This window comes from Haloterrigena turkmenica DSM 5511 (assembly GCF_000025325.1).
GTDB lineage: Archaea > Halobacteriota > Halobacteria > Halobacteriales > Natrialbaceae > Haloterrigena > Haloterrigena turkmenica.
Map to the genome: position 1 here is coordinate 3,059,950 of NC_013743.1, position 23,620 is coordinate 3,083,569.

The 23,620-nt window shown below is 65.8% G+C and carries 24 protein-coding genes and 1 tRNA gene; 10 read left to right on the forward strand and 15 right to left on the reverse strand.

Translation table 11 applies throughout. From position 1 onward, the window contains the following. The first annotated feature begins 159 nt into the window (after nt 1-159). Nucleotides 160-234 (forward strand) — tRNA-Met (locus tag HTUR_RS14690). A gap of 287 nt (nt 235-521) precedes the next feature. Here the strand turns inward: HTUR_RS14690 and HTUR_RS14695 are convergent. The 7 genes from HTUR_RS14695 to HTUR_RS14725 all read right to left on the reverse strand — a co-directional run bounded on the left by HTUR_RS14695 (nt 522) and on the right by HTUR_RS14725 (nt 8,529). Continuing rightward, nucleotides 522-905 (reverse strand): ACT domain-containing protein, encoded by a 384-nt coding sequence (locus HTUR_RS14695; protein ID WP_012944108.1) that lies wholly within the window; start codon nt 903-905, stop codon nt 522-524. Nucleotides 906-1,500: 595 nt separating this feature from the next. Continuing rightward, nucleotides 1,501-2,418: an alkaline phosphatase family protein gene (locus tag HTUR_RS14700; RefSeq protein ID WP_012944109.1), complete on the reverse strand. Its 918-nt coding sequence runs from the start codon at nt 2,416-2,418 to the stop codon at nt 1,501-1,503. Beyond that, nucleotides 2,415-3,524 (reverse strand): sulfatase-like hydrolase/transferase, encoded by a 1,110-nt coding sequence (locus tag HTUR_RS14705; protein ID WP_012944110.1) that lies wholly within the window; start codon nt 3,522-3,524, stop codon nt 2,415-2,417. The genes HTUR_RS14700 and HTUR_RS14705 overlap by 4 nt, the downstream gene beginning before the upstream one ends. Nucleotides 3,525-3,570: 46 nt before the next feature. After that, nucleotides 3,571-5,025: a sulfatase-like hydrolase/transferase gene (locus tag HTUR_RS14710; RefSeq protein ID WP_012944111.1), complete on the reverse strand. Its 1,455-nt coding sequence runs from the start codon at nt 5,023-5,025 to the stop codon at nt 3,571-3,573. Beyond that, nucleotides 5,022-6,113: a glycosyltransferase family 4 protein gene (locus tag HTUR_RS14715; protein WP_012944112.1), complete on the reverse strand. Its 1,092-nt coding sequence runs from the start codon at nt 6,111-6,113 to the stop codon at nt 5,022-5,024. Before HTUR_RS14715 ends, HTUR_RS14710 begins: the two co-directional genes overlap by 4 nt. After that, nucleotides 6,110-7,369 carry a glycosyltransferase gene (locus HTUR_RS14720; RefSeq protein WP_012944113.1) on the reverse strand — a complete coding sequence of 420 codons (1,260 nt, stop codon included), beginning with the start codon at nt 7,367-7,369 and terminating at the stop codon, nt 6,110-6,112. The genes HTUR_RS14715 and HTUR_RS14720 overlap by 4 nt, the downstream gene beginning before the upstream one ends. Next, the gene (locus HTUR_RS14725; RefSeq protein WP_012944114.1) at nt 7,366-8,529 is read right to left on the reverse strand and encodes a glycosyltransferase; all 1,164 of its coding nucleotides are present in this window, start codon (nt 8,527-8,529) and stop codon (nt 7,366-7,368) included. Before HTUR_RS14725 ends, HTUR_RS14720 begins: the two co-directional genes overlap by 4 nt. Before the next feature lie 285 nt (nt 8,530-8,814). Here HTUR_RS14725 and HTUR_RS14730 point away from each other — a divergent pair, with 285 nt between their 5' ends. Further along, complete coding sequence (locus HTUR_RS14730) at nt 8,815-9,522, forward strand: DUF120 domain-containing protein (RefSeq protein WP_012944115.1); 708 nt, start codon at nt 8,815-8,817, stop codon at nt 9,520-9,522. After that, entirely contained in the window at nt 9,519-10,250 is a 732-nt protein-coding gene (gene ribB, locus HTUR_RS14735; RefSeq protein ID WP_012944116.1) for a 3,4-dihydroxy-2-butanone-4-phosphate synthase, read from the forward strand. The genes HTUR_RS14730 and ribB overlap by 4 nt, the downstream gene beginning before the upstream one ends. 703 nt (nt 10,251-10,953) lie before the next feature. Here the strand turns inward: ribB and HTUR_RS14745 are convergent. Further along, on the reverse strand, nt 10,954-11,751 hold the full coding sequence (locus tag HTUR_RS14745; RefSeq protein ID WP_012944117.1) for an ABC transporter permease subunit: 798 nt from the start codon (nt 11,749-11,751) through the stop codon (nt 10,954-10,956). Between the two features lies 1 nt (nt 11,752). Next, nucleotides 11,753-12,736: an ABC transporter ATP-binding protein gene (locus HTUR_RS14750; RefSeq protein ID WP_012944118.1), complete on the reverse strand. Its 984-nt coding sequence runs from the start codon at nt 12,734-12,736 to the stop codon at nt 11,753-11,755. Nucleotides 12,737-12,847: 111 nt separating this feature from the next. Here HTUR_RS14750 and HTUR_RS14755 point away from each other — a divergent pair, with 111 nt between their 5' ends. Beyond that, nucleotides 12,848-13,093, forward strand: coding sequence for a PRC-barrel domain-containing protein (locus HTUR_RS14755; RefSeq protein WP_012944119.1), 246 nt, complete (start codon nt 12,848-12,850; stop codon nt 13,091-13,093). Between the two features lie 54 nt (nt 13,094-13,147). On the opposite strand, the gene HTUR_RS14760 is transcribed toward HTUR_RS14755, so the two are convergent. After that, complete coding sequence (locus HTUR_RS14760) at nt 13,148-13,960, reverse strand: class I SAM-dependent methyltransferase (protein ID WP_049941913.1); 813 nt, start codon at nt 13,958-13,960, stop codon at nt 13,148-13,150. 373 nt (nt 13,961-14,333) lie between these two features. Next, complete coding sequence (locus HTUR_RS14765) at nt 14,334-15,203, reverse strand: deoxyribonuclease IV (RefSeq protein WP_012944121.1); 870 nt, start codon at nt 15,201-15,203, stop codon at nt 14,334-14,336. 377 nt (nt 15,204-15,580) lie between these two features. On the opposite strand from HTUR_RS14765, the gene HTUR_RS14770 reads away from it, so the two are divergent. Then, nucleotides 15,581-17,416 carry a carbon starvation CstA family protein gene (locus tag HTUR_RS14770; protein WP_012944122.1) on the forward strand — a complete coding sequence of 612 codons (1,836 nt, stop codon included), beginning with the start codon at nt 15,581-15,583 and terminating at the stop codon, nt 17,414-17,416. A gap of 73 nt (nt 17,417-17,489) precedes the next feature. Here HTUR_RS14770 and HTUR_RS14775 read toward each other — a convergent pair whose 3' ends face one another. Beyond that, entirely contained in the window at nt 17,490-18,098 is a 609-nt protein-coding gene (locus tag HTUR_RS14775) for a hypothetical protein (protein ID WP_012944123.1), read from the reverse strand. Nucleotides 18,099-18,307: 209 nt separating this feature from the next. On the opposite strand from HTUR_RS14775, the gene HTUR_RS14780 reads away from it, so the two are divergent. After that, entirely contained in the window at nt 18,308-18,544 is a 237-nt protein-coding gene (locus HTUR_RS14780; protein WP_012944124.1) for a hypothetical protein, read from the forward strand. Nucleotides 18,545-18,612: 68 nt separating this feature from the next. On the opposite strand, the gene HTUR_RS14785 is transcribed toward HTUR_RS14780, so the two are convergent. Further along, complete coding sequence (locus HTUR_RS14785) at nt 18,613-18,837, reverse strand: hypothetical protein (RefSeq protein ID WP_012944125.1); 225 nt, start codon at nt 18,835-18,837, stop codon at nt 18,613-18,615. A 180-nt stretch (nt 18,838-19,017) separates the two neighbouring features. Here HTUR_RS14785 and HTUR_RS14790 point away from each other — a divergent pair, with 180 nt between their 5' ends. Then, on the forward strand, nt 19,018-19,338 hold the full coding sequence (locus HTUR_RS14790; RefSeq protein WP_012944126.1) for a hypothetical protein: 321 nt from the start codon (nt 19,018-19,020) through the stop codon (nt 19,336-19,338). A gap of 138 nt (nt 19,339-19,476) precedes the next feature. After that, nucleotides 19,477-19,680, forward strand: a complete 204-nt coding sequence (locus HTUR_RS14795) for a hypothetical protein (RefSeq protein ID WP_012944127.1) — start codon at nt 19,477-19,479, stop codon at nt 19,678-19,680. A 22-nt stretch (nt 19,681-19,702) separates the two neighbouring features. Here HTUR_RS14795 and HTUR_RS14800 read toward each other — a convergent pair whose 3' ends face one another. Next, the gene (locus HTUR_RS14800) at nt 19,703-20,935 is read right to left on the reverse strand and encodes a CobW family GTP-binding protein (RefSeq protein ID WP_012944128.1); all 1,233 of its coding nucleotides are present in this window, start codon (nt 20,933-20,935) and stop codon (nt 19,703-19,705) included. An 83-nt stretch (nt 20,936-21,018) separates the two neighbouring features. On the opposite strand from HTUR_RS14800, the gene HTUR_RS14805 reads away from it, so the two are divergent. Both HTUR_RS14805 and HTUR_RS14810 read left to right on the forward strand, forming a co-directional pair. Beyond that, nucleotides 21,019-21,315, forward strand: a complete 297-nt coding sequence (locus tag HTUR_RS14805) for a hypothetical protein (RefSeq protein WP_012944129.1) — start codon at nt 21,019-21,021, stop codon at nt 21,313-21,315. Further along, nucleotides 21,315-22,289, forward strand: coding sequence for an ArsA family ATPase (locus HTUR_RS14810; RefSeq protein ID WP_012944130.1), 975 nt, complete (start codon nt 21,315-21,317; stop codon nt 22,287-22,289). The genes HTUR_RS14805 and HTUR_RS14810 overlap by 1 nt, the downstream gene beginning before the upstream one ends. Here the strand turns inward: HTUR_RS14810 and HTUR_RS14815 are convergent, their stop codons facing one another. Beyond that, complete coding sequence (locus tag HTUR_RS14815; protein ID WP_012944131.1) at nt 22,290-23,465, reverse strand: ATP-binding protein; 1,176 nt, start codon at nt 23,463-23,465, stop codon at nt 22,290-22,292. Nucleotides 23,466-23,620: the final 155 nt, after the last annotated feature.

Consider the following 23,620-nt stretch of genomic DNA (forward strand, 5'->3'; position numbering starts at 1 on the left):
TCGAGTCGAGTTGCATCAAGTGGAACGATCCACGAGTGATTTCACGCGGTAATCCGTCGCTGGCGGTTCCGTACTGGGCCACGCGACGAGTGTCAGCTAGTCGTCTCGAGACAGGAACGAATACCAAGCCTTAATCGTGACCAGCAGAGAGTGGAGGACAGCGGGATGGGATAGCCAGGAGATTCCGGCGGGCTCATAACCCGCAGACCGGTAGTTCAAATCTACCTCCCGCTATACTTCTGCCGCGAGCAAATTCGCGAGCGGCAGGTATAGCACGGTGGTCGTTTGAACCAGAGCAGCGCTCGAGCGGAGTGAGGGCGACGGCGTAGTTCAAATCTACCTCCCGTTGCCAGTCGATATCCCTCCTTCCTTGCAGGCGGTCTCCATTCGGTTCCCGCGATCAGTTCAGGGAAAACACTGACCGGAGCTGCTACCCGGATTTCTGAACATTGTCACAATCGACGTACAAGACGGAGAACGAGTTCGGTCTAAGGTATCGTGGATCTCACTGTCGATCGTCGTCAGTCGGTGACGTTACATCCCAAATCTTCGAGCCGCAGGACAGCAGCATCAAGCTCGTCTTCCTTGACAAACACGTGATCGGTTGAGTACGTAGAGATGACGAACACCGAAACATCTACTTCGGCAAGGGCTGATGCAACCGCCGCCAGAAAGCCAACGAGTTCAAACGGGAGATCCATCTCGAATGTCAGTCGCTTCCACCCGGACTCAATCTCACTGGCATCGACCGTATTGACATCATCCTGCTCGACGACCACCGTGGTCTCCGTCTCGTCTTGGATGGTCGCAAATGCACCGGGATGATTGTGATCGGTCCGGCAGACTGCATATGTGTCGTCCGATACGCTGACTGTCCCGTTCTGGAGAAAATCGGTCGGGTCCATACGGACAGGGACTATACAATGGCGTAAAAAGTGTGTCATGAGCAATGCGAGTGCTGCATCCGAAACTGTAGGTAACAAATCGAGCGCTCAGATTCATGTTCTGGCCGGCTACTGTTACGTCTCGAGGCGACCACGAACTCCTGCTCCTGTTCAGAAATCCCGGACTCGGAGTCGTAACTCTCTGAAACCGGTGCCAGAGGTTGAATACGACCATTCCGTCTGCAAACGGGTGCAGCTGCTACGCAGACGTGGAAAGAAGCTAGGAAGCGGTACCATGAAAACGCGACGAGGAGCAGTTTGCTATCGTGACAGCAGGGGATCGCCACACCCTCCCCAGCCGATTTCTGCTCACGGGCGCTACGCACCCGTTCGCATGGTTCGCGGAACCGTCGGTTCCGCGCTAACGCTCCCTGTGGTCGCTCATCCCTCGCGCAGTATCAACGGCTGCCCTCGCTAGCGCTCGGTCAGCCGTCAGCGCGCGCCACCGTCGCTCATAGTAGTCGGTTCGAGGAGAGACAGACTCGGCCATACTGCGTACGTACTTCGTTGATCGCACGAATCGCGACAACGACCGCCGATAGGTTCGATGTAGCGATCAGTCGAGATAGCCGAGTTCGCGCAGGCGCTCGGTCGGCATGTCGATTCCCTCGTCGTCATCGGACGCGCTCGCGCCGGACGCCGCCGCGCGCTCCTCGACCCATCGGCGCACGTCGTAGACCGATTTCGGATACGTGTCCGCCGTGGAACTCGCGTACGCGCGCCAGGAGTGGCTCGCCGGCTTCTCGCCGGCGTCGGGCGGGTAGAACTCGGTTCGCATGCCGTGGTCGCTGACGACGAGGAGTTCGTCGTCCTCGCCGAGGGCGGCGACGATCTCTTGGACGTACTCGCCGACGCGTTCGTAGGCGCGGCCCAGTGCGGCCTCGTCGTCGGCGTAGGCGTGGCCCGCCGCGTCCAGCGTGTGAACGTGGACGCCGGCGATCGAGACCGGATGTGCGAGCATCTCGCGGGCCCAGCCGAACTGTTGGGCACAGAGCCCGAACAGCTCGCGTTCGAATTCGCTGCGTGGCATTCCCTCCGCGACGGCGTTCATCAGGTCCCAGGCCCGCTGGAGGGGCTTGCCGTCGTGGACGCCCGGCCAGTTGTGGACGACCGCGTCGTCGGCGTCGAACATCGACTCGCGGTCCGTCTCGCCGATGCGCTCGCGCGTGCCGGTTCGGGACCGCACGAGTTTGCCGAGCGTCCCCCGCGTCGACTCGTCGAGGTGGCCGGTGACCGTCGAGGCGAGATCGAGTGCGGGGTTTTGCCACTCGCTCGTGCCGCCACCGGTGATCCCGTGTTCGGCGGGCTCGAGCCCGGTCGCGACGGTCGCCCAGACCTCCGGCGTGTACGGGACGTCCTGGGTGTTCGCGAACGTCTCGATCTCGCCGCCCGACTCGAGACGAAACGCGTCGAGATCGAAGTGGTTGATCAGTCCGGCATCGAGCGCGTCGAGCGCCAGTACGACGACCGTCATGCGTAGCCCAGATCCTCCAGGTCTTCCTGCAGCGCCTCTTCCTTGACGACGTAGGCGGGATCGAACCGATCGAGTTCGCGCTCGAGATCGGGGTCGTCGACCGGTTCGCCGTCCTCGAGCCGATACACGCCGTCTTCGGTCGCGATGCGGTCGGCGGTCATCGCTGCCTTTCGGTCTCCGTAGGCCGCGAACGCGGTGTCGCGATCGAGCGTCCCCTGACGGTGTTCGGCGCCGGTCAGGATCGTCGGCACGTCGATCAGGGAGACGACCTCGCCGACGTCGGGGGCGTTTCGCGTCCCGAACGGGACGTTCAGCAGTTCGGGGCGCATCTCGCCGGGGTGGCCCCACAGTCCGTCCTCGCCGAGTAACTCGCCGTGGTCGCCACAGAAGACGACCCGCGTCTCGTCGGGGATCGCGTTCCAGAGGGCCTCGAGGGCCGCGTCGAGTTCGGCGATCTCCTGTCGGTAGAGGTCCCGTACGAGGGCTTCGTCCTCCTCGGAGCCCCGATCCGAGAGGACGCGGCGGGTGACCCGCTGGGCCGTCGCGCGGTCGATGTTCGCACCGTCGGGGTCGTACGGGTGGTGGGGCTCCATGAAGTGCAGCCAGCCGAACCACTCCTCGCGGTCGTCGACCTCGCGCAGAAATTGGTCTACGACAGCGTCCGCGGGTCTGAACGACTTCTCGGTCTCCTCGACGTAGCTCCGAAGCTGCTGGTAGCGGTTGTAGCCCCAGCTGGCGACCTTGTAGGGAAGCGAGCCGCGCTCGAGCAAGATCGCACCCTTGTCCTTCAGCGACTCGCCGCCGCCCTTCGGCGACGTGAACGAGTCGAACCCGGCCGCGTAGCCGTACTCCTGAGAGAGCAGGTGGTTCGTCGTGATCCCGACGCTGGGAGCGTCGAACTCGTGGGCGACGCTGGCCGCTTCCTCGAGGCCGTTGCCGGCCGGATACTCCCCGCCGATGATCGCCGGGAAGCTGCCGGGCGTTGCGGTGCTCGTGGCGAACGCGGCGTCGTGGGTGTCGTCCAGAAACGCCAGGGTCTCCGGCATGTACTGGACGTGATCGGTTCTGAGCGAATCGACCGTAACTAGCAGGGTAGTGTCCGTCATGTGCTTGGTTCGTAACCTCCGTTCGAAGCGCGACGCGACCTCGCGCTCATAGGTATCCCAGATCCTCCAGCCGGGCGCGACTCGCCGCGTCGACCTCCTCGGCGTGGTCCCGGCCGTCGCGCTCTTCGTCGGTGATCCAGTCGCCGAAGGCGGACTCGAAGAGCCCGTCCGGCACCGTCTCGTCGGGCAGTTCGACCTGTTTCGACGGCGGTCCGGAGACGTCGTAGACGGCCTCGTCGCCGAGCTGATCGCGGTAGTACTTCCGGTCGTCCTCGTAGACGACCCGCTGGCCGCGGTCCCAGTACGATTCGTCCCCGCCCTCCGGGATGCCGGAGCCGGAGCCGACGATCTCGGCGCGAGCACGCTCACGCTCGAGGGCGAACGGATCGAACGGCTCCTCGCCCGCGAGCGACCGGACCGCGTCGCCGAGGTCGGCGTGGGAGGCGAGCCCGTCGACGTCGACGGGACGGGTAGTATCGTCGACCGCGAGCTCGAGGGCGCTGTCGTCGGTGGCCACGATGTCGAACGGGACGTGTAACAGCCCTTCCGAGAGGCTGCTCATGTGGTTCATGAGGTAACCGTCGGACTCGTAGCCGAGGTTCTCGCCGTGGTCGGCCGTCACGATCAGAATCGACTCGCGGTCGTCCTCGCGGGCTAACGCGTCCAGGAGGTCGGTAACGACCCGGTCGAGGTAGTCGACCGTCGCGGCGTAGAGCCGGCGGACGCGCTCGATGTCCGATTCGTACGCACCGAGTCCGTCCACGACGTTGACGTCCGAGTCGCGAAACGAACTCGAGTGGAAGTCCGCGGAGACGCCGTGGATCGAGTCATCGAGCCCGCGGAAGGCGGTGTGGGGGCCGTGGGCGTCCATAACGTTAGCGAAGGCGACGACCGGCCCGTCGGGCTCGGCGACCTCGCGCTCGAGGGTGCGGGCGATCGCTCGCCCCCCGAAGTCGGTCGGCTTCTCGATCGGCAGCTTCCGGCTCACGTCGTCCAGTTTGAGCAGGACGCCGTTGGCCAGCGAGCGCAGCGGGTGGTCGTGCTCGAGGGCCTCGCGCACGAAATCGGCGTACGCTTCCACGCCCTCGGCCGACCGATCGGAGATGTGTTCTTGAACGTCCATCCCCTCCGGGAGTCTGCGGCTCGGCGAGATGGGAACCGTCCGATCGAAGAAGCGGTCGAACCCGAAGACGGGGCTGGCGTAGATGTTCGACGTGACGCAGACCGACTCGTACCCCTGCCCCTCGAGGGGCGCGATCCAGGTGTCCTCGGGGTCGATCGGGTCGAACCGCCGCTGGTGGGCGTGGACACCCGTTTCCGACGGGACGGTGCCCGTCAGCATCCCGGCGTGGCTCGGAACGCTCCAGCCGCCGAGCGCCCGCATCCCCTCGAAACGGACGGCCGCCCGCTCCCGGAGGCGGGTCGCGAATCGGTCGTAGACGTCCTTCCTGACGGTGTCGAGACAGAGGACGACGATATTCGGTCGACGATTTTCGGTCATGCGAACTCCTCGAGTGCGGCGCTGAAGCGTTCGCCCTGATTCGATTCGGTCAGATCGGCGACGAGGTCGCGCTGCTCGCTCGCGGTCGCCTCCCGTTCGGCCGGCGACCGCTCGAAGACGTCCTGCAGCCCCTCGAGCAGTCCCTCTTCGGTCGGTGGAACGACCTGTCGGGCGGGCAGGAGCTCCCGGACGCCGGTCGCCTCGGTGACCAGCGTCGGCGTGCCCGAGAGGATCCCCTCGAGTGCGGCGACGGGGAACGCGTCGCCCCGGGAAGACTGGACGTAGACGCTCGCGCGGCCGAACCAGTCGGCGAAGGTATCGAGGTCGACGAAGCCGGGCGCGAGGACGTGGGATCTGTCCGCGTACCCTTCCGCCTCGTGTCCCTCGCCGAGGACGACCAGTCGCACGTCGGCGTCGACGGCGCGGGCGAATCGTCCGACCGCTCGAGCCAGTCGATCGTAGCCGTTGGCCGGTTTGGCTTCGCCGGCCGAGAGGATCGTGAACGGGTCCTGTGGCGAATTCGGCGAGAGCGACGCGAGCCGTTCGTACTTCGCGTCGCTGATCGGCGGCCGGACGTAAGCGACCGGGTGATCGCCGAGGTACGGTCGCGCCCAGTCGTAGACGTCCCTGCCGACCGCGATCACGCCGTCCAGCAGCCGCCTCGAGAGCGGCTCGAGGCCCCGCCAGAGGTAGCGTGTCGGCCGCTCGGAGAGGGTGTAAAAGGTCTCGTCCGCGGCGAGGTAGACGAGCGTCGTTTCCGGGTGGCGCAGTTTGTACACGAGCCCGGTCTGGAGCGGCGCACTTCCCTCCGCGATGACGGTGTCGTACGCGGGGAGCGTCGCGGCGGTCCGAACCCGGTCGACGATCCGCTCGGTGTTGCCGTCCGATTCGGACGGACGAGCGCCGGTCTCGAAGTGGCGTCGATCGGCGCCGACGGCGTCGGCGAACACTCGGTGTGCGGGGTGGGCGTCGCTGTTCTGGTAGAGGAGACAGCGATCGCCGGGTTTCGATCCCCGAGACCGTGCGGAGTCGGCGTCCGTCCGTTCCCTCGAGTCACCCCGATCGCGAGCGGTCGCGCTCGCCGTCACTGATCGGCCACCCCCTCGGTACGCTCTTCGTCGCGTCGCTGTTTGGCGCGTTGGATGTCGGCTGCACGGTCTGATTCGGATTCACTGACCGGCTCCGACGCTAGCTCCGGTACCGGCACGTCGATCTCGGTCGCCGCCGTCTCTGCGACGACCTCGCGCAGCCCGGCCGCGAAGCGGTCGTACTCGTAGCGTCTGGCTTCCGCGCGGATCTCGGTCGAGTCGAAGTCGTCGGGGTCGAACTGGCGGACCGTCTCGCGGATCGACTCGACGGTCGGCTCGAAGAGCAGTCCCGTCCGGCCGCCCTGCACCTGATAGCACGTAAAGCCCTCGTTCACGCCGAGCAGGGGTTTGCCGGCCATCATGGCCTCGGCCCCGACGAGGCCGAAGTCCTCCTGCTTGGGGGCGTAGACGACCGCGGTGGCACGGGCGACCAGCGACTCGATGTCCTCGACGTAGCCCCGGACCTCGATGTTGTCGTAGTTTTCGGCGAACGCCTCGAGGGCCTCGCGTTGCTCGCCGTCGCCGGCGATCACGAGCCGTTCGTCGAGCCCCGCGAAGGCCTTCGCGATCGTGTCGATCCGCTTCTCGGGGGCGAGCCGGGACCAAGTGACGAAGTAGCCGTCGTCGCCCTCGTTGCGCCAATCGCCGGTCACCGGCGGGTAGACGACCGTCGCGTCGCGGTCGTAGAACCGCCGGATCCGGTCGCGGACGAGTTCGCTGTTCGCGACGAACCGATCGACGTAGTCGTTGGCCTCCTTGTCCAGCGCCCGCCAGCCCTTGGCGTAGGCCTTGATCCCGGTCTGGACGAACGGGGCGTCGAACCCGGAGAGTCGGTCCCGATAGAGGTCGTACAGCCACCGCGGCGGACTGTGCGGGTAGTGGACGATCCGCTGGCCCACCTCGGGGACGTAGTACTTCGAGAGCGGCGCGCTCTCGAGGATCACGTCGTACTCCGTCAACGCGGGGTGGGCGTCGGTCATGTCCAGCGCCACGTTGAGCGTCTCGAGGGGGTTCATCCCCTCATTTTTCCACTCGAGGAACGGGCGCCACGGCAGCGAGGTGTACTTCGCCTGCTGGAACGGGATCACCTCGACGTCGTCGGGGATCTCGGTTCCCTCGGCGACGTAGGTCGTGTAGATCGGCGCCTCGAGGACGCGCGCGGCCTCGATGGCGAACTCCTCGCCGCCGCCGATGCCGGGGAACCGGTCGTGGAGGATGGCGACGTCCGCGTCGGTGCTGGTGTCGGCGTCGGTCACTGTAACACCTCCCGGAGTTCGTCGTCGGTCGACCAGGTGCCGTCGTGGGTCTCCTCGTCGCCGTCGGCACGGGCGCGGATGAGGGAGACGCTGGCACGCAGCAGCGAAACTTGGGTATCGAACAGCGAGTACAGCGGCTGGAGGGGTCCGAGGGCGTCCCGCGAGCCGAGCGCCGTGAAGGCGAGGACGCCGGCGGGCGTGAGCAGCCCGGCGGGGCCGAGGACCGCCAGCGAGCCGAGGGTCGCCAGCGCGAGGCCGGCGCCGACGAGCCACGGCGAGACGATCATGAACCACCAGTTGAAGGGCAGGACGACGCGGCCGTAGTTGCCGTGGCGGCCGAGGGAATCGCGCTGGCGCCAGAGCAGGCGTAACAGCCCCATCGCACGGCGGTCCTTCTGCTCGCGGCGCTTCGAGAACTCGGAGTGGGCGGCCTCCTTGTAGTGGATGTCGGGATCGAAGACGACGCGGCCGCCGTTACGTCGAATCTTCAGGGCGAGTTCGGTGTCGTCGGCGATCGAGTCCTCGTCGATCGGGACGATGGCGTCGCGCTCGAACGCCGAGAACGGTCCGTGGAAGATCAGCGTCGAGTCGATGTGGGACTCGAGGATCTGGATCATCGTCTGGATGTCCCGGTAGCTCTGTTCGACCTCGCTGCCGCCGATGACGTCGGCGTTGCGGCCGGTCACCGCCTCGACGTCGGGATCAGCGAGGTTCGCGACCGCCTTCCGGACGGCGTCGGGCGCCAGTCGAGAGTCGCAGTCGGTCTTGACGACGACTTCGTTCTCCGCGGCGGCGTAGGCTTCGTTCAGCGCGGTCGCGAGCCCGCGCCGCTCGTCCTCGCGGATGAGCGTCAGTTCCGGCTCCGGACGGCCCGCGAAGAAGGTCTCGACCAGCTCGGCCGTCCCGTCATCGCTCGAGTCGACGACGACGACCTCGACCTTCGCTATCGGGTAGTCGAGTTCGACCAGTTCCTCGAGTTTCGATTCGACGATGGCGGCCTCGTTGTACGTCGGCAATACGATGCTCACCGACGGTTCACGGGACCGCGTGTTCGCCGGCGTGCCCGACGGCCGCCGGAGATAGTACGCTCCCAGGTAGATCAGGTACGGGAGGCCCGTTAGTGCGACCAGTCCGAACAGGGCCTCGACGAGACGCTTCATGCAAGTACGGCTAAACGCTCAACAGACCGCGGTAAAACCGGACGGCTTGCATTGTGCAAGGAACGTCGTCGCTCCATCGAGCCCATGAATTTCGACGGTATGAGTCAGTCGACGAAATCGAACCGATACCGCGAGCGGACGACGCGTACTCCGAGCGGACCGGTGGCTTTTTGCGCCGGGCACGGAATTGGGAGACACGCGATAAACGCTCGACGACGCCATCACAGTTTTGGTACGCATGCCACATTCGGTATGCTTTTAGGGAATCCACCCGTAGGCACGGGTATGTCAGTCTCAGCGGAGTCCGCCGTCGGGCACGACGAACTCGCCGTGCTCAAACTGCTCGCGCTCGAGGGAGGACTCGAGGGCGACGTGAAGATTTCCTGTTCTCACCTCGCGGATCGACTCGAGGCGTCGAACCAGACTGCCTCGCGCCGGCTCCAGCGCCTCGAGAGCGCGGGCCTGCTCGAGCGCGATACGGTCAGCGACGGCCAGTGGGTGGCGATCACCGACGACGGCGAACACGCGCTCCACGCCGAGTACGAGGATTACCGTCGCATCTTCGAGACGGACTCGGAGATCGAACTCGACGGCACCGTCACCAGCGGCATGGGCGAGGGCCGCCACTACATCTCCCTGCCGGGCTACCAGCGCCAGTTCGAGGAGCGACTCGGCTACGAGCCGTTCCCCGGCACGCTGAACGTCGACCTGCGCGACGATAGCGTCCGTCGGCGCGGCGCCATGTCGTCGCTCGAGCCCGTACCGATCGACGGCTGGGAGGACGACGACCGCACCTACGGCCCCGCGGTCTGCCACCCCGCGACGATCGAGACGGCCGACGGCCAACGGTACGAGACCGCACACATCATCGCGCCCGAGCGGACTCACCACGACGAGGACCAGCTCGAGGTCATCGCCCCGGACAAGCTCCGCGAGGAACTCGGCCTCGAGGACGACGATCACGTCGTCGTCTACGTGGGTGGTCGCGAATGACTGGCCACCACGCCGGGCCGCGATCGACCGCGGACGGCGAGCCGAACGCGAGCGCCGACGGCGGCACCGGCCGGGCCGCGACGGCCGACGCCGTCGACACCGCCCTCGAGTCGCTGCGGGCCGGCGAGCCCGTGTTGGTCCACGACGCGGCCGATCGCGAGGGCGAGACGGACCTGATCTACCACGCCGACGCGGTCACGCCCGAGGCCGTCGCTCGCCTGCGCAACGACGCAGGCGGGCTGGTCTGTGTCGCGCTCGGCCACGAGGTCGCCGAGGCGTTCGACCTGCCCTTCTACGGTGAGGAAGTCGACCACCCCGCGACGGGCGACCACGAACTCGGCTACGACGAACGCTCGTCGTTCTCGCTGACGGTCAATCACCGGGATACCTACACCGGGATCACGGACAACGACCGCTCGACGACGATCCGGGCGCTTGGCAAGGCCGCCGCCGCGCCCGCCGAGACCGATTTCGCCACCGAGTTCCGCGTTCCCGGCCACGTCCACCTGCTGAAGGCCGCGCCCGACCTGCTCGCCCAACGGGAGGGTCACACCGAACTCGGCGTCGCGCTGGCCGAGGCCGCCGACCTCCCGTCGGCCGTCGTCGTCTGCGAGATGCTCGACGACGAGACCGGCGAGGCGATGACGCCCGTCGACGCCCGCGCCTACGCCGACCGACACGGCTTCGCCTACCTCGAGGGCAGCGAGGTCCTCGAGCGACTGGAGTAGAAATCGACTTGGCAACCGCTCCACACCCCACTTTTTGGGAATGAGGTCGCTGACCTAATCGCTGACTCGAGGGCGTACTAACCGATCATCGTCCCGTCAAAAAGAGGTGGAAGACCAGGGGGCACGAGCTGCATTATTTCCTATCATTATGCTGCCAGCATGTAGAGAGGAGTTACACTGTTGTTCACGGGTATCAATATCAGCCGTTTCCCAATGGGGGATTCCATTGCCATCAGACCCAATCCAATACGCGATGTGATAGGCACTGCTTTCGGATTCTTCCTCGCAATCAATTGTCACCCACTCTGAATGAGACTCCATGCGCGTATGAACGCGGAAGTGTCCTGGATCAGCTGGCCAATCTTGTGTGATCCATCGGTGCTGATGCGGGCCGTTTTCTCGACTACCATCGATATGATACGAGTCAGAAAGCACTTCCTCGCCCTCGTAGTCAATCCGTAGATGAACCGTATGAGGCGTGCTACTCGCACTAACAATCTCAATACAGTTGAGAATTGAATCATCATTCGATAAAACTGCGGAGACGCATCCAGATGGAGAGAACGTCATCGAGGTAGTTGCGCCCGCAAGAAGTGTACGTCGTGAGACCATAAAAAATAACCACCATATTAATACATATATTTATGAATGTATCGAATGCCTATAGACGTGTGACCGATACTGAACAGCGAAGGGAGGCGTCTTACGAAGCAATGTCGCTTCGTTCGAACCAGCGCTGACTGGCGATGACGAGGATGGCGGTCATCGCGATCAGGATTCCGGCGTGGACGGGATCGATCGAACTCTCGAGCAACACGGCGTTGGGATCGAAGTACCGCATGGGGGCGACGGCGCCGACCGCCTCGTAGTCGGTGCCGGTCAGGAGGGACTCGAGCATGAACAGCCCGAACGTGATCCCGAGGGCGAGCCGCTGGGCGATACCGACGCGGTCGACGGCGACGGAGGCGACCAGCCCGATGGCCCCGCAGGCGAAGAGGTACGGCACCGAGAGGGCGTGCAGCGCCACCAGGTCCGCGGCCGAAATCGGCTCGCCGACCAGCGTCGCGGCGACGAAGACGACAATCGGAGTGACGACATTGACGACGATAATCGGGACGGCCAGCGAGGCGAACTTCTCCGCGACGGTCCGGGCTCGCGAGATCGGCATCGAGAGCAGGATGTCCATCCGCCCGCGCTCGACGTCGTCGGCGATCGTCCCGGCCCCCAGATAGGCCAAGTAGAGCCCCAGCAGGATCGTCCAGCCGAAAACGTAGAGTTCGAAGGCAAGAAACCCCTCGAGGGAGGCCATCGTCCGGATGTCGAACAGCTGGATGACCCCCTCGGGGTAGGCCTGCAGGAACTCCTCGTCGACGTCGTCGAACGAGCCGCTGAAGGAGGGGTAGATCCAGACGACGGTGACCGCCAGCAGCGACATGGCAAGCGAGAGGTAGAGGCTTCCCTTGAGCCGCTGCCGACCGTCATACCGAGCGATTTCGAGCATCTCAATCGTCCCCCGTCCGCTCGGACAACGCCGGTTGCGACGCGGATTCGGCGGCTTCTTCGCCGTCGCCGTAGAACCGCATAAAGACGTCCTCGAGGGGCGCCTCCTCGATCGACAGGTCGAGTAAGCGGTACTCACGCAAGTGGGCGAGCAAGGAGTTGACGTCGCCGGTGAAGGTGAACGCGCACTCGGTGACCGCCGTCGTCGCGTCGTCGGCATCGTCGGCGTCGCCGCCGCGAACGACGCTCGTCTCGAGGTCGTGGACGCCGTCGATCGCGAGCGCCTCGCGGGGGATCGAGGCCGCGGCGCGCAGTCGGACGACCTTCCCGCTGCGGTCGAGCAGCGATTCGACGGGTTCGACCGTCACGAGGCGTCCGTTCCGGATGATCCCGACGCGGTCACAGAGCCGCCGGACCTCGCTCAGCACGTGCGAGGAAAAGAACACCGTGACGCCGCGCTCGCGTTCCTCGCGGAGGAACTCGGCGAAGCGGTGTTGAATCAGCGGGTCGAGACCGCTCGTCGGCTCGTCCAAGATCACCAGCTCCGGGTCGTGCATGAACGTCGTCACGAGCCCGAGTTTGCGGACGTTGCCGTGGGAGTAGTCCCGAATCGGCCGGTTCAGCGGCGGTTCGAACAACTCGAGTAACGCCTCGCTGCGCTCGTCGCCTTTGATCGCGGCGTGGAACTCGAGGACCTCCCGACCCGTCGCAGTCTCGTCGAACGCGGGAGCGTCCGGCAGATAGCCCAGTCGCCGTTTGGCCTCGATCAGAGCGTCCTCGTCGGTGACGTCGCGGCCGAGCACGCGGGCCGTTCCCGCCGTCGGCGCGAGCAGGCCCAGCAGCGTCCGGATCGTCGTGGTCTTGCCGGCCCCGTTTGGCCCGAGGTAGCCGAAGATCTCGCCGCGCTCGACGGAAAACGTGACGTCGTCGTTAGCCAGCACCTCGCCGTAGTCCTTGGTGAGCCCCTCGAGTTCGATCGCGGCCATGGCGGACTATTAGCGCTGCGATTACATGTAACCCGTCGCCGACCGCGATCCGAGGCGCTTCGAGTGAGGCGCAACCGAAATCATTTCCGATGGGACGTGGGCCGGACATGTATGAGCGAGATATTCGCACGAGACCTGGGCGGAAAACGCGTCGTCAGAACGGACGGAAAGGTCTTCGGTCGGCTCCACACCGTGACCATGGACCCCGAGTCCGGCGCGCTGCTCGACCTCGTCGTCGACCCCGGCGACGGCTCCCCGAGGCCGGCGTCCGAGCGGTCCGACGACGACCGACTGTGGGTCCCCGTCGATCGCATCGAGACGGTAAAGGATCAGATCATCGTTCGATCGGACCGCTAAGTGCGGCCGGTACGGACGGGACGTTCTGGCAGTATCACCCTTTCTCGAGGCCGATCAGGGGATGCGACCGACCGTGACGAAAAACGGCACCGACTCCTCGCGGCGGTACTCGCGGGCTTCCATCTGCTCGATCACGTCCCGTCCCATCTCGCGCCACGCGCCCCGGAGGTCGTCGTACTCCGCCTCGGTGAGCGCCCCCGAGAGCATCGTCTCGCGGTCGTCGGCCAGCCCCGCCCCGGTCGCCTTCCGCCGGGCCGCGACCAGCGCCATCTCGCTGTAGGGCGGTTCGACCGTCCGGACGTGATCGTACCGGCGCGTCTCGCAGACCTCGAGGCCCGCGTCCTCGAACGCCGTCCGAGCGTCGGCACCGAGCGCGACGTCCGTCGCGACGCCGTCGAGGTAGGCGCTGCGGGCCCGCCGCTCGAGGCGGCCCTCGCGGTCGACGCTCGAGTCGATCTCGACGGTGGCGTTGTTCGGTTCGACGGCCGCGACGAGGTCCGTCGAGACGCGGGCGAACTCCGCGACGGCGGCCGCGGGATCGGGCAGGTTGATCAACAGCGCCTGACAGACCACGAGGTCGAAGCCGTCGTCCGAGAACGGGAGGCGCAGGGCGTCGCCGGCGACGGCGGGGACGGGGTCGTCGTGATCGGCCGCGATCTCGAGCAACTCGCGGTCGGCGTCGCAGCCGACGACGGTGGCGTCGTCGGGCGCCTCCTCGCGCAGAACGCGGCTCAGCTCGCCAGTCCCGCAGCCGACGTCCAGAATTCGCTGGCGGGACTCGAGGGCCAGCAGCTCGAGGGCCTCGCGGGAGTCGTCCCACATCCCCTCGCGGGTCCGGCGCAGGTAGTCCTCGGAGAACTCGCGCACGGGCCGTCGTAGGACGGTCTCGAGTAAAAACGGGTCGATTTTCGACTCGCTGGTGACCATCACGGTTTGATTGGCGGTACTGGTCGATAGAGTCGAGACCTATCGTTTTAAACGGCAGTCTCAGCTACGTCGGCGCGCCGAATGGCGAGGACCGATTTGCAGATCGCCTGTACTACACGTCTCCGCTCGTAGTTTACGGCTCGCTTCGCTCGCCGTTCATGAGAACGAGATTCCCGTTCGCCAATCCAAGACGCTTACGCGTCTCGAAGTTCGCGGCTACGCCGCTCACTTTCCCGCGATTCGCACTCGTTTCACTCGTTCGAATCGCTCAGCTCACGGCTCGCTTCGCTCGCCGCTCGCATTCTCGAGACACTTACGCGTCTCGCAGCTCTTTTACCTTCTCGATGTTCCACGCGAAGCCTTTCCCGTCTTCCGTCGGCGTCTCGAGCGCGAACGGCAGGTCCCGCAGATCGGGATGGTTCACGATCGCTTTCATCCCGTCCTCGCCGATGTAGCCCTCGCCGATGAGCGCGTGTTCGTCCTTGTGGGTGCCGACGTCGTGTTTCGAGTCGTTGAGATGGATGTACTCGAGGTACTCGAGGCCGACCTCGTCGTCGAACCGCCCGACGGTTTCGTCGACCGCTTCGGGCGTCGTGAGGTCGTTACCGGCGACGAGCGTGTGGGCGGTGTCGATGCAGATGCCGATGTCGGTCTCGGTGCGGTCGATGATCCCTGCGAGGTGGGAGAATTCGCCGCCCAGCTTGGTCCCGCTGCCGGCGTCGGACTCGATGAGGATCTGGACGTCCTCGGGGACCTCGAGTTCGTCGATGAGACTCGCCGCGTTGTCGAGGCCGCCTTCGACGCCCGCGCCCGTATGCGCGCCGAGGTGGACGTTGACGTAGGGGATTCCCAACTGCGCGGCGGCGTCGAGTTCCGCCTGCATGCTCTCCTTTGACTTGCGCCGGAGGTCGTCCTTCGGGGTACAGAGATTGACCAGATACGCCGAGTGGATCACCCACGGTCCCTCGAGTCGCTCGTCCGATTCCTCGCGGAAGCCGTCGGCGGCCTCGTCGCTGATCTCGGGCTGGGCCCAGACCTGCGGCGAGGTGGTGAAGATCTGCCCGCAGTTGCCGCCGAACGCGCGCTGGCGGTGGACCGCGTTGCGGAGATCGTCGTACGGCGGCGTTTCGTCGTCGGAGGAGACGCGCGAGCCGGAGATGGATACGTGTGCGCCGACCTTCATGGACGCCCGTCAGTACCGGTCGGTGATAGGTATACTGGTTTCCGGAACCGGTCGCGGGAGTTCGTGGCACGGACCGGAACCAGCGGAGGCGCCGGACGGTCCTCGGTCCGGTGACCGGTCACGGTCGATCGGCGTCACCGGCGTCCACTCGCGGAATCATCTGCCGGGTATCAGTTAGCGTAGGTCCATCGTTTCGAGGGGATATTTCCGAGACTACGGCCGACGAACTGACCCGATTCGGTGTATTCGATCCTCATGTAATGTCAATAATCAGTCATGATATCGGGTTTAAGATTTGAAAAAGACAGTCAACGTCCCCCAATAAAGACAAACAACAATTAAGGTTATCCGTCCCCCTCGATTTGCCTAGAGGTACCATGACACAAGTAATCTGGATCATCGCGGCAGTACTGGTGACGTTCACCGCCGGCTACGTGGGATACTCGCGGTATCTCACGCAGTTCGTCGAACTCGATAAAGAGGCGGAAACGCCGGCGCACAAGTACGAAGACGGGCAGGAGTACGTGCCGTCGAAGAAACCGGTCCTGTTGGGGCATCACTACTCGAGCATCGCGGGTGGGGCCCCGATCGTGGGACCGATCACGGCCGGTGCCGTGTGGGGATGGGTGCCGGCGCTGCTGTGGATCGCGATCGGGAATCCGCTGATGGGTGCGGTCCACGACTTCGTCTCGCTGTCGGGCAGTCTCCGCCACGAGGGGAAGTCGATCGGCTACATGATCGGCGAGTACGTCGGAGAGAGCGGGAAGAACATGCTACTGTGGTTCGCGTTCCTGACGATCATCCTCGTCGTGGCGGTGTTCGCGCTGGTCGTCGGAATCGTCTTCAACGCGTATCCGCAGGTCGTCACGGCGTCGCTGCTCTACATCGCGCTGGCGCTGGTCTTCGGCGTCTACCTGTACCAGTTCAACGGCCCGTTCATTCCCGGGACGGTACTGTTCGTCGCGGGGGTCTTCGCGGCCGTCTGGGTCGGGCTTCAGTACCCGCTGGCGCTGTTCGCCGGCGACTACCCGGCCGGGACGATCGTCCTGCTCGGCGGTGACGGGAGTTGGGTGCCCGGCGCCGGCGCACTCGGTGGGAACACCGCGGGGTGGATCCCGATCGTCATGCTCTACGCGGCGGTCGCGAGCGCACTGCCGGTGTGGGTGTTGCTCCAGCCGCGCGACTACCTGTCGTCGTTCCTGCTGTACAGCGGGGTCGGCGGCGCGATCGTCGCGATCATCGTTGGGACGATACTCGGCACGTCGTCCCAATCGCTCGTCATCGACAGCTCCATCGGCGCGTTCGAAGGGTTCTGGGGTGTCGACGCCGTCTTCCTGCCGCTGTTCCCGCTGCTGTTCATCACGATCGCGTGCGGGACGATCAGCGGCTTCCACTCGCTGGTCTCGTCGGGGACCACCGCGAAACAGCTCGACAAGGAGACCGACGCCCGACTGATCGGGTACGGTGGGATGCTCGGCGAAGGGCTCCTCGCGGCGGTCGCACTCTCGACGCTCGCGGTCGCCGGCTTCGCCGACCCCGCCGGTGGGATCGGCGCTGCGCTCCCCAACTTCGCGGAAGGGGGCGGCATCATCCTGACGAGCCTCGGTATCTCCGAGACCGTCGGCGCCGTCTTCATGGCGCTAGTCCTCTGTAGCTTCCTCCTCACGTCGACTGACACGGCCGTTCGTCTCGGTCGATACATGATGGAAGAGATCGTCGGAACCCCCGCGGGGAGGACCGATACGGGACTGAATCTCGACGCGCGCTCGATCGCACGCGGTCGGTACACGAATCCGATCGTGCAGTGCGTTCTCGCGTACGCGCTCGTCGTCTCCGGCCAGTGGGTGACGCTCTGGGCACTGTTCGGCGGTGCGAACCAGCTGCTCGCGGCGCTGGCGCTGCTCACCGCGACCGTCTGGCTGGCTAACTGGGACGACAACAAACAGCTCGTCTCCACCGGCGTCCCGATGGCGATCATGGTCACGATCACCGTGCTCGGCCTGTCGTGGCTGGTGTTCTACGAGAACCTGTACACGAACCTAATTCAGGGCGGGGCGGGATCGACCAGTGCGGTGATCTCGTCGGGCGTCCAGATGGTGCTCGGACTCGTCCTCATCGGACTGGCGCTCGCGCTCGTCAGGCTGGGGTACAAGAACATCCAGAGCGTCCGGAGCGGACCCGAGACGCCCGCAGCGGAACCCAGCGACGACTAGAACCTGCCGTTTCGTTTCCGTTTTTTCACCGACGCGAGAGCGATCGACTGGTCGGTACCGACGGGGCCGTCACCTACTTCCAGAACCGTTTCGCGAACTGCGAGAGGAATCCCTCGTCGGGCTCGCTGACCTCGTCCCATAGGGTGAACGCTTCGGCGACGTCGGCGGCCTCGCTGGCGACGTGGTCTTCGGCGTCGGGAACCACGACGACGAGGTTCACCTCGTAGTGGCCGTGATAGCCGAACTTCAGCAGCGTTCGGTCGCGGAAGCCATCGACGAACTCGCGGACGTCGTCGGGGAGCTCGTCGGCGACGAGGACGAACGTGAAGTCCGTCCCGAAGTGTTCCTCGTTGGGGACGACGCGCTCGTCGGCGAGGTCGTGGCCGAAATCAACGAGGCGTTCGAGGGCCGCGACCGTCGGCCGCGACTCGCGCCGGGCGAAGAGGTACTCCTCGGCCTCGTGGTCGGCGTAGGAAAGCGCCGGGTGGAAGAACTGCTTCTGACTGCGCACGCGCATCTCCCCGTAGAGGTCCCAGCGCTCGCCGCTGACCGAGCGGTCCTTCTCGAGGTCGTAGTTGTACATCAACCGATCGGAGACCCGGTCGAGGTACTCGTCGTCCCAGTCGGGCACCGCCTCGCGGATCTCTGCCGGAAGCTCCTCCGGTCGTACCTTCTCGCTCATCGCGGGTCCGTGGATCGCGGTTGCGTCCGGTTCGACGCCGGTTCGGTCTCGCGCCGATCCGTGGTCCGAATTCCCATACCACCGGTTACCGTCGGGGTATCAAATAATCGTCGGTGAGAGCGGCGTCGGCGACTCTCGAGTCGCCGGTGCTACCGATTCAGGCGGCAGCTTTTAGCCGGCGGAGACGTAGTCTCTTGCGAGAGATTCCCATGGGAGGCAAGAAAACCGAGGCCTGTGGCCGCTGTTCGATGTCGACGGTCGTCGACGTCGCCTCGTCCAACGACGGAGAGGGCGAGAGCGAGGACGAACCGAACCGTGACCCGTTCGGCGAGAGCGCCATTGAGGTCGACGATGAGACGCTCCGACGCGTCTCGCCGGGCGCCTGGGCGAGTCGCGTGACCGACCGCATCAACGACGTCGGTCGGCGACTCATCTACGGTCGGTAGAGCGGTCACCGGGGCCGATATCTGGAGCGAGAATCGAGCCTGGGCCGGGACCGGCACCGAAACCGAACTCAGCTCATCGTCACGAGATACGTCATCGCGAACAGCACGATCGCGGCCGTGGCGACGTTGATGAGCCCGAACTCGAGGACGCCCAGAAACGACAGCCCCCAGACGATCGTCCACGCGAACAGCGTCGACAGGACCGCGTTCATCGCGATCAGCACGCGGGGATCGCCCTGCGATCCCGCCGCGCCCGCCTCGAACCCCTCCCGTTCGGAGTCGCTATCGCTCATACAGGGAGAGATCGGTACCGTCACTTATACCTTCGCCGTCCCGAGCCATCGGGCCGTCGGGCCGTCTCCGGGTCGGGGCCGTCGGTGCCGAACCCGGGACCGGACGTCCGGATCACTGCCGATTCGGCGGTGCCGATCCCAACGATACAGGTCTATATTTCTCGACCGCGAACGCACCGTATGCGACTCCGTAACCGCCACGGCTCGCACGTCGATCCGGTGCCGTTCGTCGTCGTCGTGGGCCTCACCTTCATGATCTCGCTCTCGTTCGGACCGCTGTACGGACAGGCGCTGGGACTGTCGCTCGAGGTGGCGATCGCCGCCTCGACGGTCCTATTCGCCGTCGCCACCGTCGCCGCCTATCACCGGCAGGTGTGGACCGCGCGGCCGGAACTCGCGAGGGAAGTGCCGGCCGCGGTCCGCGCCGAGCGCCTGTTCTATCTGATCCCGATTCTGGCGGCCCTCGTCGTCGTCCTCGCCATTCCACTGATCCCCGAGTAGTCCCGGCCGCTCCTCGAGCGGCACCGACGCGAGTGCGGGTCGGTTCGCGCCGGCCTCGAGTCTCTGCTGGTTTTCGCCGTCCATGAGTGTGTGCCACATTCGCACAACATTATTGGCGTCGCCGACGAATAGTCGCGCATGGGGCTCGTCGATTCACTGAAGGACGCACTCGCATCGCCCGCACCGAACCGTCGTCCGACGGACGGCTCGTCGGGCGCCTACTGGTGTGACGACTGCGGCGTCCGAATCCGGGACGTCGAACTCGAGGGGGAGCCCACTTGCCCCGACTGCGGCGCGGAGATGCGCTTCGAGCGGGCGACCGGCGGCGACTGCGCGTGCTGACGGCCGTCCGGTGAGAAGCGAATCAGGGCTCGCGGACGACCGACTCCGCGCCCTGCTCGTCGGGGAAGGGGCCGTCGTGACCGGTCTCCCACTCCGCGTCGGTCACCAGCGCGTCGTCGAGCGTGGCCCGCAGGGCCGACTCGTCGTAATCGGTGCCGATGAACACGAGTTCGGTCCGCCGGTCGCCGTGTTCGTCGTGCCACTCGAGGTCGGGGCGGTTCGACCGATACATGTCGCGCTCGACCGCGGGCAGGCTCGCGATCCAGGGGCCCTGTGCGGTGGCCCTGATCGACGGTCCCGCCTGCGCGATCGCGACGCGCATCTCGTTGTCGGCGATCCAGGCGGTCCCCTTCGCGCGGACGATCGACTGCGGCAGGTCCCGGAGGAACGCCGCGAACCGTTCGGGGTGGAACGGCCGCCGCTGTCGGTAGACGAACGACGAAACGCCGTAGACTTCGTCGGGGTGGTTGTGGCCGCTGTGGTCGTGACCGCCGTCGCCGTGGTCGCGATCGGACGGTCCGTCTGTGTCGTCCAGCGCGCGCTTCCAGCCTGGGAGATCGTTCACCCGGTCGGGCTCGAAGCGGTCCGCGCCGAGCAGTCGGTCGGGATCGACCGCGGAGAACTCGGTGCGGATCGTCTCGGCGTCGGGCTGGAGCGCGCGGACGAGGTCCTCGGCCTCCGCGAGTTCCGCCTCGCTACACAGATCCGCCTTGTTGAGCAGCACGACGTTCGAGACCTCGACCTGTTCGACGAGCAGGTCCGACAGCGGCCGGTCGCCCTCGTCGCCGCGCCGTTCGGGCGTCCCCTCACCGGCGAACGCCTCGAGGAAGGCGGGCGTGTCGAGGACAGTCACGAGCGTGTCGACGTCGTAGCGGGCGGCGACGCGGGACTCGGTCGTGAACAGCCGCGCGACGGGCGCGGGCTCGGAGATACCCGACGACTCGACGACGAGGTGATCGAACGAGCGGTCGCGAGCCAGCCTGACCACGGCGGTCTCGAGGTCGTCCTGCAGCTCACAGCAGATACAGCCGTTCGAGAGCTCCGCGACGCCGTCGTCGAGTTCCAGTTCCGAGCCCTCGGCGACGAGTTCAGCGTCGACGTTGACCTCGCCCATGTCGTTGACCAGCACCGCGAGCGTTCGCTCGCCGGCGTTCGAGAGCAGGTGGTTGAGTAGCGTCGTCTTTCCGGCCCCCAGGCTCCCGGAGAGGATCGTTACGGGGATCCGGTCGTCGGAGTCCGTGTTCGTGTCCGTCATCGTCCCCATATCCGGACACTGGGATCGGAGCGCCTTGAAAGCGAGCCACGACAGTTTTCACCGTTGGATACGGAGGGACGCACATGGATCTGGCCGATCGGATCGAATCGTTCCGGCAGACGCTCGAGGAGTGGCTGCGAGGGCTCTATCACGGCATGATCTCGCACCCGGCCTACGAGAAGATCGAGAAGGAGGCCGAGGACGCCGAGGACGCGTTCATGCTGGCGTGTTTCCCGGACGCCTTCGGCATCCCGTCGCCGGTCTCGTACTACACCGCCGAGCTGCTGCCCTACCTCGAGGACGAGTTCGAATCGTGGGAGCGACGGCTCTGGGACCGCGGAACGTATCTCGAACGCAAGGGCCAGCAGTACCACTTCTAATGGAACCGTTCGTCTTCTTCGGCGGCAAGGGCGGCGTCGGCAAGACGACCGTCTCGTGCGCCTACGGGCTCAAGTGCGCCCGCGACGGCCACCGGACGCTCGTCGTCTCGACCGACCCGGCCCACTCCGTCACCGACGTGTTCGATCAGTCCTTCGACGACTCACCGCGGTCGGTCGAGGGGATCGACGGCCTCGACGCGATGCAAATCGATCCCGAGGACGAGGTCACGCGCCACTTGGACGAGATCCGCCAGAATCTCTCGGAACAGGTGTCGGCATCGATGGTCAACGAGATCAACCGGCAACTCGAGATGGCCCACGGGACGCCGGGCGCCTACGAGTCGGCGCTGTTCGACCGGTTCGTCGACGTGATGCGCGACGCGGACGACTACGACCGAGTCGTCTTCGACACCGCGCCCTCGGGGAGCACCCTGCGGCTGCTCGGCCTCCCCGACCTGCTCGAGGAGTGGATCGACCGGCTGATGTACAAGCGCCGGACGAGCATCGATCTCTTCGAGAAGGCCGCGGTCGGCAACAACGAACCGCGGCGCGTGATGGACGGTGATCCCGTCCTCCGACGGCTCGAGGAGCGCAAGGCGTTCTTCGAGTTCGCCGGGTCCGCGCTCCACGACGACGCCGCCTTCTTCCTCGTCCTGAATCCGGACGAGCTCTCGCTGAACGAGACCCGTCGATCGATCGACGACCTCAGGGAGAAGGGGTTCGCGGTCCGCGGGCTGGTCGCCAACAAACTCACGCCGTCGCCCGACCCCGACGAGAACGGTCGCGGCGCGCGCTACCTCCGCGAGCGCGTCGAGACGGAGGAAGCGCGACTCGAGACGATCCGCTCGGAGTTCGAGCCGCCGCTGGTCGCCGAGATCGGCTGGCGGAGCGCGGAGGTCAAGGGCGATCTGCTGGCCGACGTCGCGGCCGAACTCGACGTCGAGACGGCGGTCGAACCGCCGACGCACGTCTGACTAGCCGCGAGCGGGACCCCGAGCTGCCGTGTTCGGTCGCTGATCCTCGCGGTCCTCGACAGCGGGTAGTGTGAAGTGAAACGTAGCGCCCGCGTCGAGATCCGACTCGACCCAGATCTCGCCACCGTGGCGCTCGACGATGCGCTCACAGAGCGCTAGCCCGATCCCACCGGCCTCGCTCGAGACCTCCTCGCCGGCGTGGAGTTGCTCGAACACGCTGAAGATCCGTTCGTGGTACTCGGGCTCGATTCCGATCCCCTCGTCGGCGACCGAAAACCGCCACTCGTCGCCCGTTCGCTCGGCCCCGACGTGAATCCGCGGCGGTTCGTCGCCGCTGTACTCGAGCGCGTTCGCGAGGAGGTTTCGGAACACCTGCGCGAGCTGGTCCGCGTCCGCGAGGACCGTCGGCAGATCGTCGGCGGTGATCGTCGCGTCGGTCTCCTCGATGCGCAACTGGAGGTCGGTACGGACGTCCTCGAGCACCGCGTCGGCGTCGGTCGACTCGAGCGGGTCGCCGCGGGTCACGCGCGAGTACTCGAGCAGGCTGTCGATCATCGCGCGCATCCGGTCGGCGCCGTCGACCGCGAAGTCGATGTACTCCCGGGCGTCCTCGTCCAAGTCGTCGGCGTACCGCTGGTCCAGTAACATGAGGTAGCTCGAGACCATCCGTAGGGGCTCCTGGAGGTCGTGGCTGGCGGCGTACGCGAACTCCTCGAGGCGCTCGTTCGACGTCCGTAGCCGCTCGACGGTCTCCTCGAGTTCGCGTTCCCGCGTTTTGACCCGCGCGTCGTGAACGCCGACGGCGAATCCGCCGAGACTCCCGAGCGCCGTCGCGAGCGGGACGGCGAAGGCGGGATTGTCCACGCCGCTGGGCGAGATCAGCTCCATCATCACTACGACGGCGCTCATGACGCCGATTCCACCGGCCGTCCAGATCACGATCCGCGGCGCCGCGTCGGGATGGAGGTCCATCTCTCGCACTCGACGGCTACCGACCAGTAACGCGAGTCCCGGAGCGGCGACCATCACGAACCGCCCGACGACTTCGGAACCGTCCGCGTTCCCCAGCAGGAGAACGACCGCCAGTGAGAGCGCCAGTGCGACGTACAATCCGCCCAACGCCGCGATCGTCCGTCGCGGACCGCTCGCCGAAACGAATCGCACCCGTCGATCCATTATCCCCGTTCCGGGAACCGCTCACATCAAAGTAACGTCGTGGAGTGCAGGTTCTGAACGGCCGGTTTCGCCGGCGAGAAGAGCCCTCGAGCACGGAGCGACCGCGGTGAGACAAGAGATCGCATACCACTGCGAACCCAGACAGAAACCCGTTT

Bases quoted from the DNA above. Each gene is read 5' to 3' on its own strand.
- HTUR_RS14710 (WP_012944111.1), bottom strand. From the start codon at position 5,025: ATGACCGAAAATCGTCGACCGAATATCGTCGTCCTCTGTCTCGACACC.
- HTUR_RS14745 (WP_012944117.1), bottom strand. From the start codon at position 11,751: ATGCTCGAAATCGCTCGGTATGACGGTCGGCAGCGGCTCAAGGGAAGC.
- HTUR_RS14775 (WP_012944123.1), bottom strand. From the start codon at position 18,098: ATGAGCGAGAAGGTACGACCGGAGGAGCTTCCGGCAGAGATCCGCGAG.
- HTUR_RS14730 (WP_012944115.1), top strand. From the start codon at position 8,815: ATGTCAGTCTCAGCGGAGTCCGCCGTCGGGCACGACGAACTCGCCGTG.
- HTUR_RS14770 (WP_012944122.1), top strand. From the start codon at position 15,581: ATGACACAAGTAATCTGGATCATCGCGGCAGTACTGGTGACGTTCACC.
- HTUR_RS14750 (WP_012944118.1), bottom strand. From the start codon at position 12,736: ATGGCCGCGATCGAACTCGAGGGGCTCACCAAGGACTACGGCGAGGTG.
- ribB (WP_012944116.1), top strand. From the start codon at position 9,519: ATGACTGGCCACCACGCCGGGCCGCGATCGACCGCGGACGGCGAGCCG.
- HTUR_RS14725 (WP_012944114.1), bottom strand. From the start codon at position 8,529: ATGAAGCGTCTCGTCGAGGCCCTGTTCGGACTGGTCGCACTAACGGGC.
- HTUR_RS14700 (WP_012944109.1), bottom strand. From the start codon at position 2,418: ATGACGGTCGTCGTACTGGCGCTCGACGCGCTCGATGCCGGACTGATC.
- HTUR_RS14785 (WP_012944125.1), bottom strand. From the start codon at position 18,837: ATGAGCGATAGCGACTCCGAACGGGAGGGGTTCGAGGCGGGCGCGGCG.
- HTUR_RS14705 (WP_012944110.1), bottom strand. From the start codon at position 3,524: ATGACGGACACTACCCTGCTAGTTACGGTCGATTCGCTCAGAACCGAT.
- HTUR_RS14780 (WP_012944124.1), top strand. From the start codon at position 18,308: ATGGGAGGCAAGAAAACCGAGGCCTGTGGCCGCTGTTCGATGTCGACG.
- HTUR_RS14695 (WP_012944108.1), bottom strand. From the start codon at position 905: ATGGACCCGACCGATTTTCTCCAGAACGGGACAGTCAGCGTATCGGAC.
- HTUR_RS14800 (WP_012944128.1), bottom strand. From the start codon at position 20,935: ATGACGGACACGAACACGGACTCCGACGACCGGATCCCCGTAACGATC.
- HTUR_RS14765 (WP_012944121.1), bottom strand. From the start codon at position 15,203: ATGAAGGTCGGCGCACACGTATCCATCTCCGGCTCGCGCGTCTCCTCC.
- HTUR_RS14805 (WP_012944129.1), top strand. From the start codon at position 21,019: ATGGATCTGGCCGATCGGATCGAATCGTTCCGGCAGACGCTCGAGGAG.
- HTUR_RS14795 (WP_012944127.1), top strand. From the start codon at position 19,477: ATGGGGCTCGTCGATTCACTGAAGGACGCACTCGCATCGCCCGCACCG.
- HTUR_RS14755 (WP_012944119.1), top strand. From the start codon at position 12,848: ATGAGCGAGATATTCGCACGAGACCTGGGCGGAAAACGCGTCGTCAGA.
- HTUR_RS14790 (WP_012944126.1), top strand. From the start codon at position 19,018: ATGCGACTCCGTAACCGCCACGGCTCGCACGTCGATCCGGTGCCGTTC.
- HTUR_RS14810 (WP_012944130.1), top strand. From the start codon at position 21,315: ATGGAACCGTTCGTCTTCTTCGGCGGCAAGGGCGGCGTCGGCAAGACG.
- HTUR_RS14815 (WP_012944131.1), bottom strand. From the start codon at position 23,465: ATGGATCGACGGGTGCGATTCGTTTCGGCGAGCGGTCCGCGACGGACG.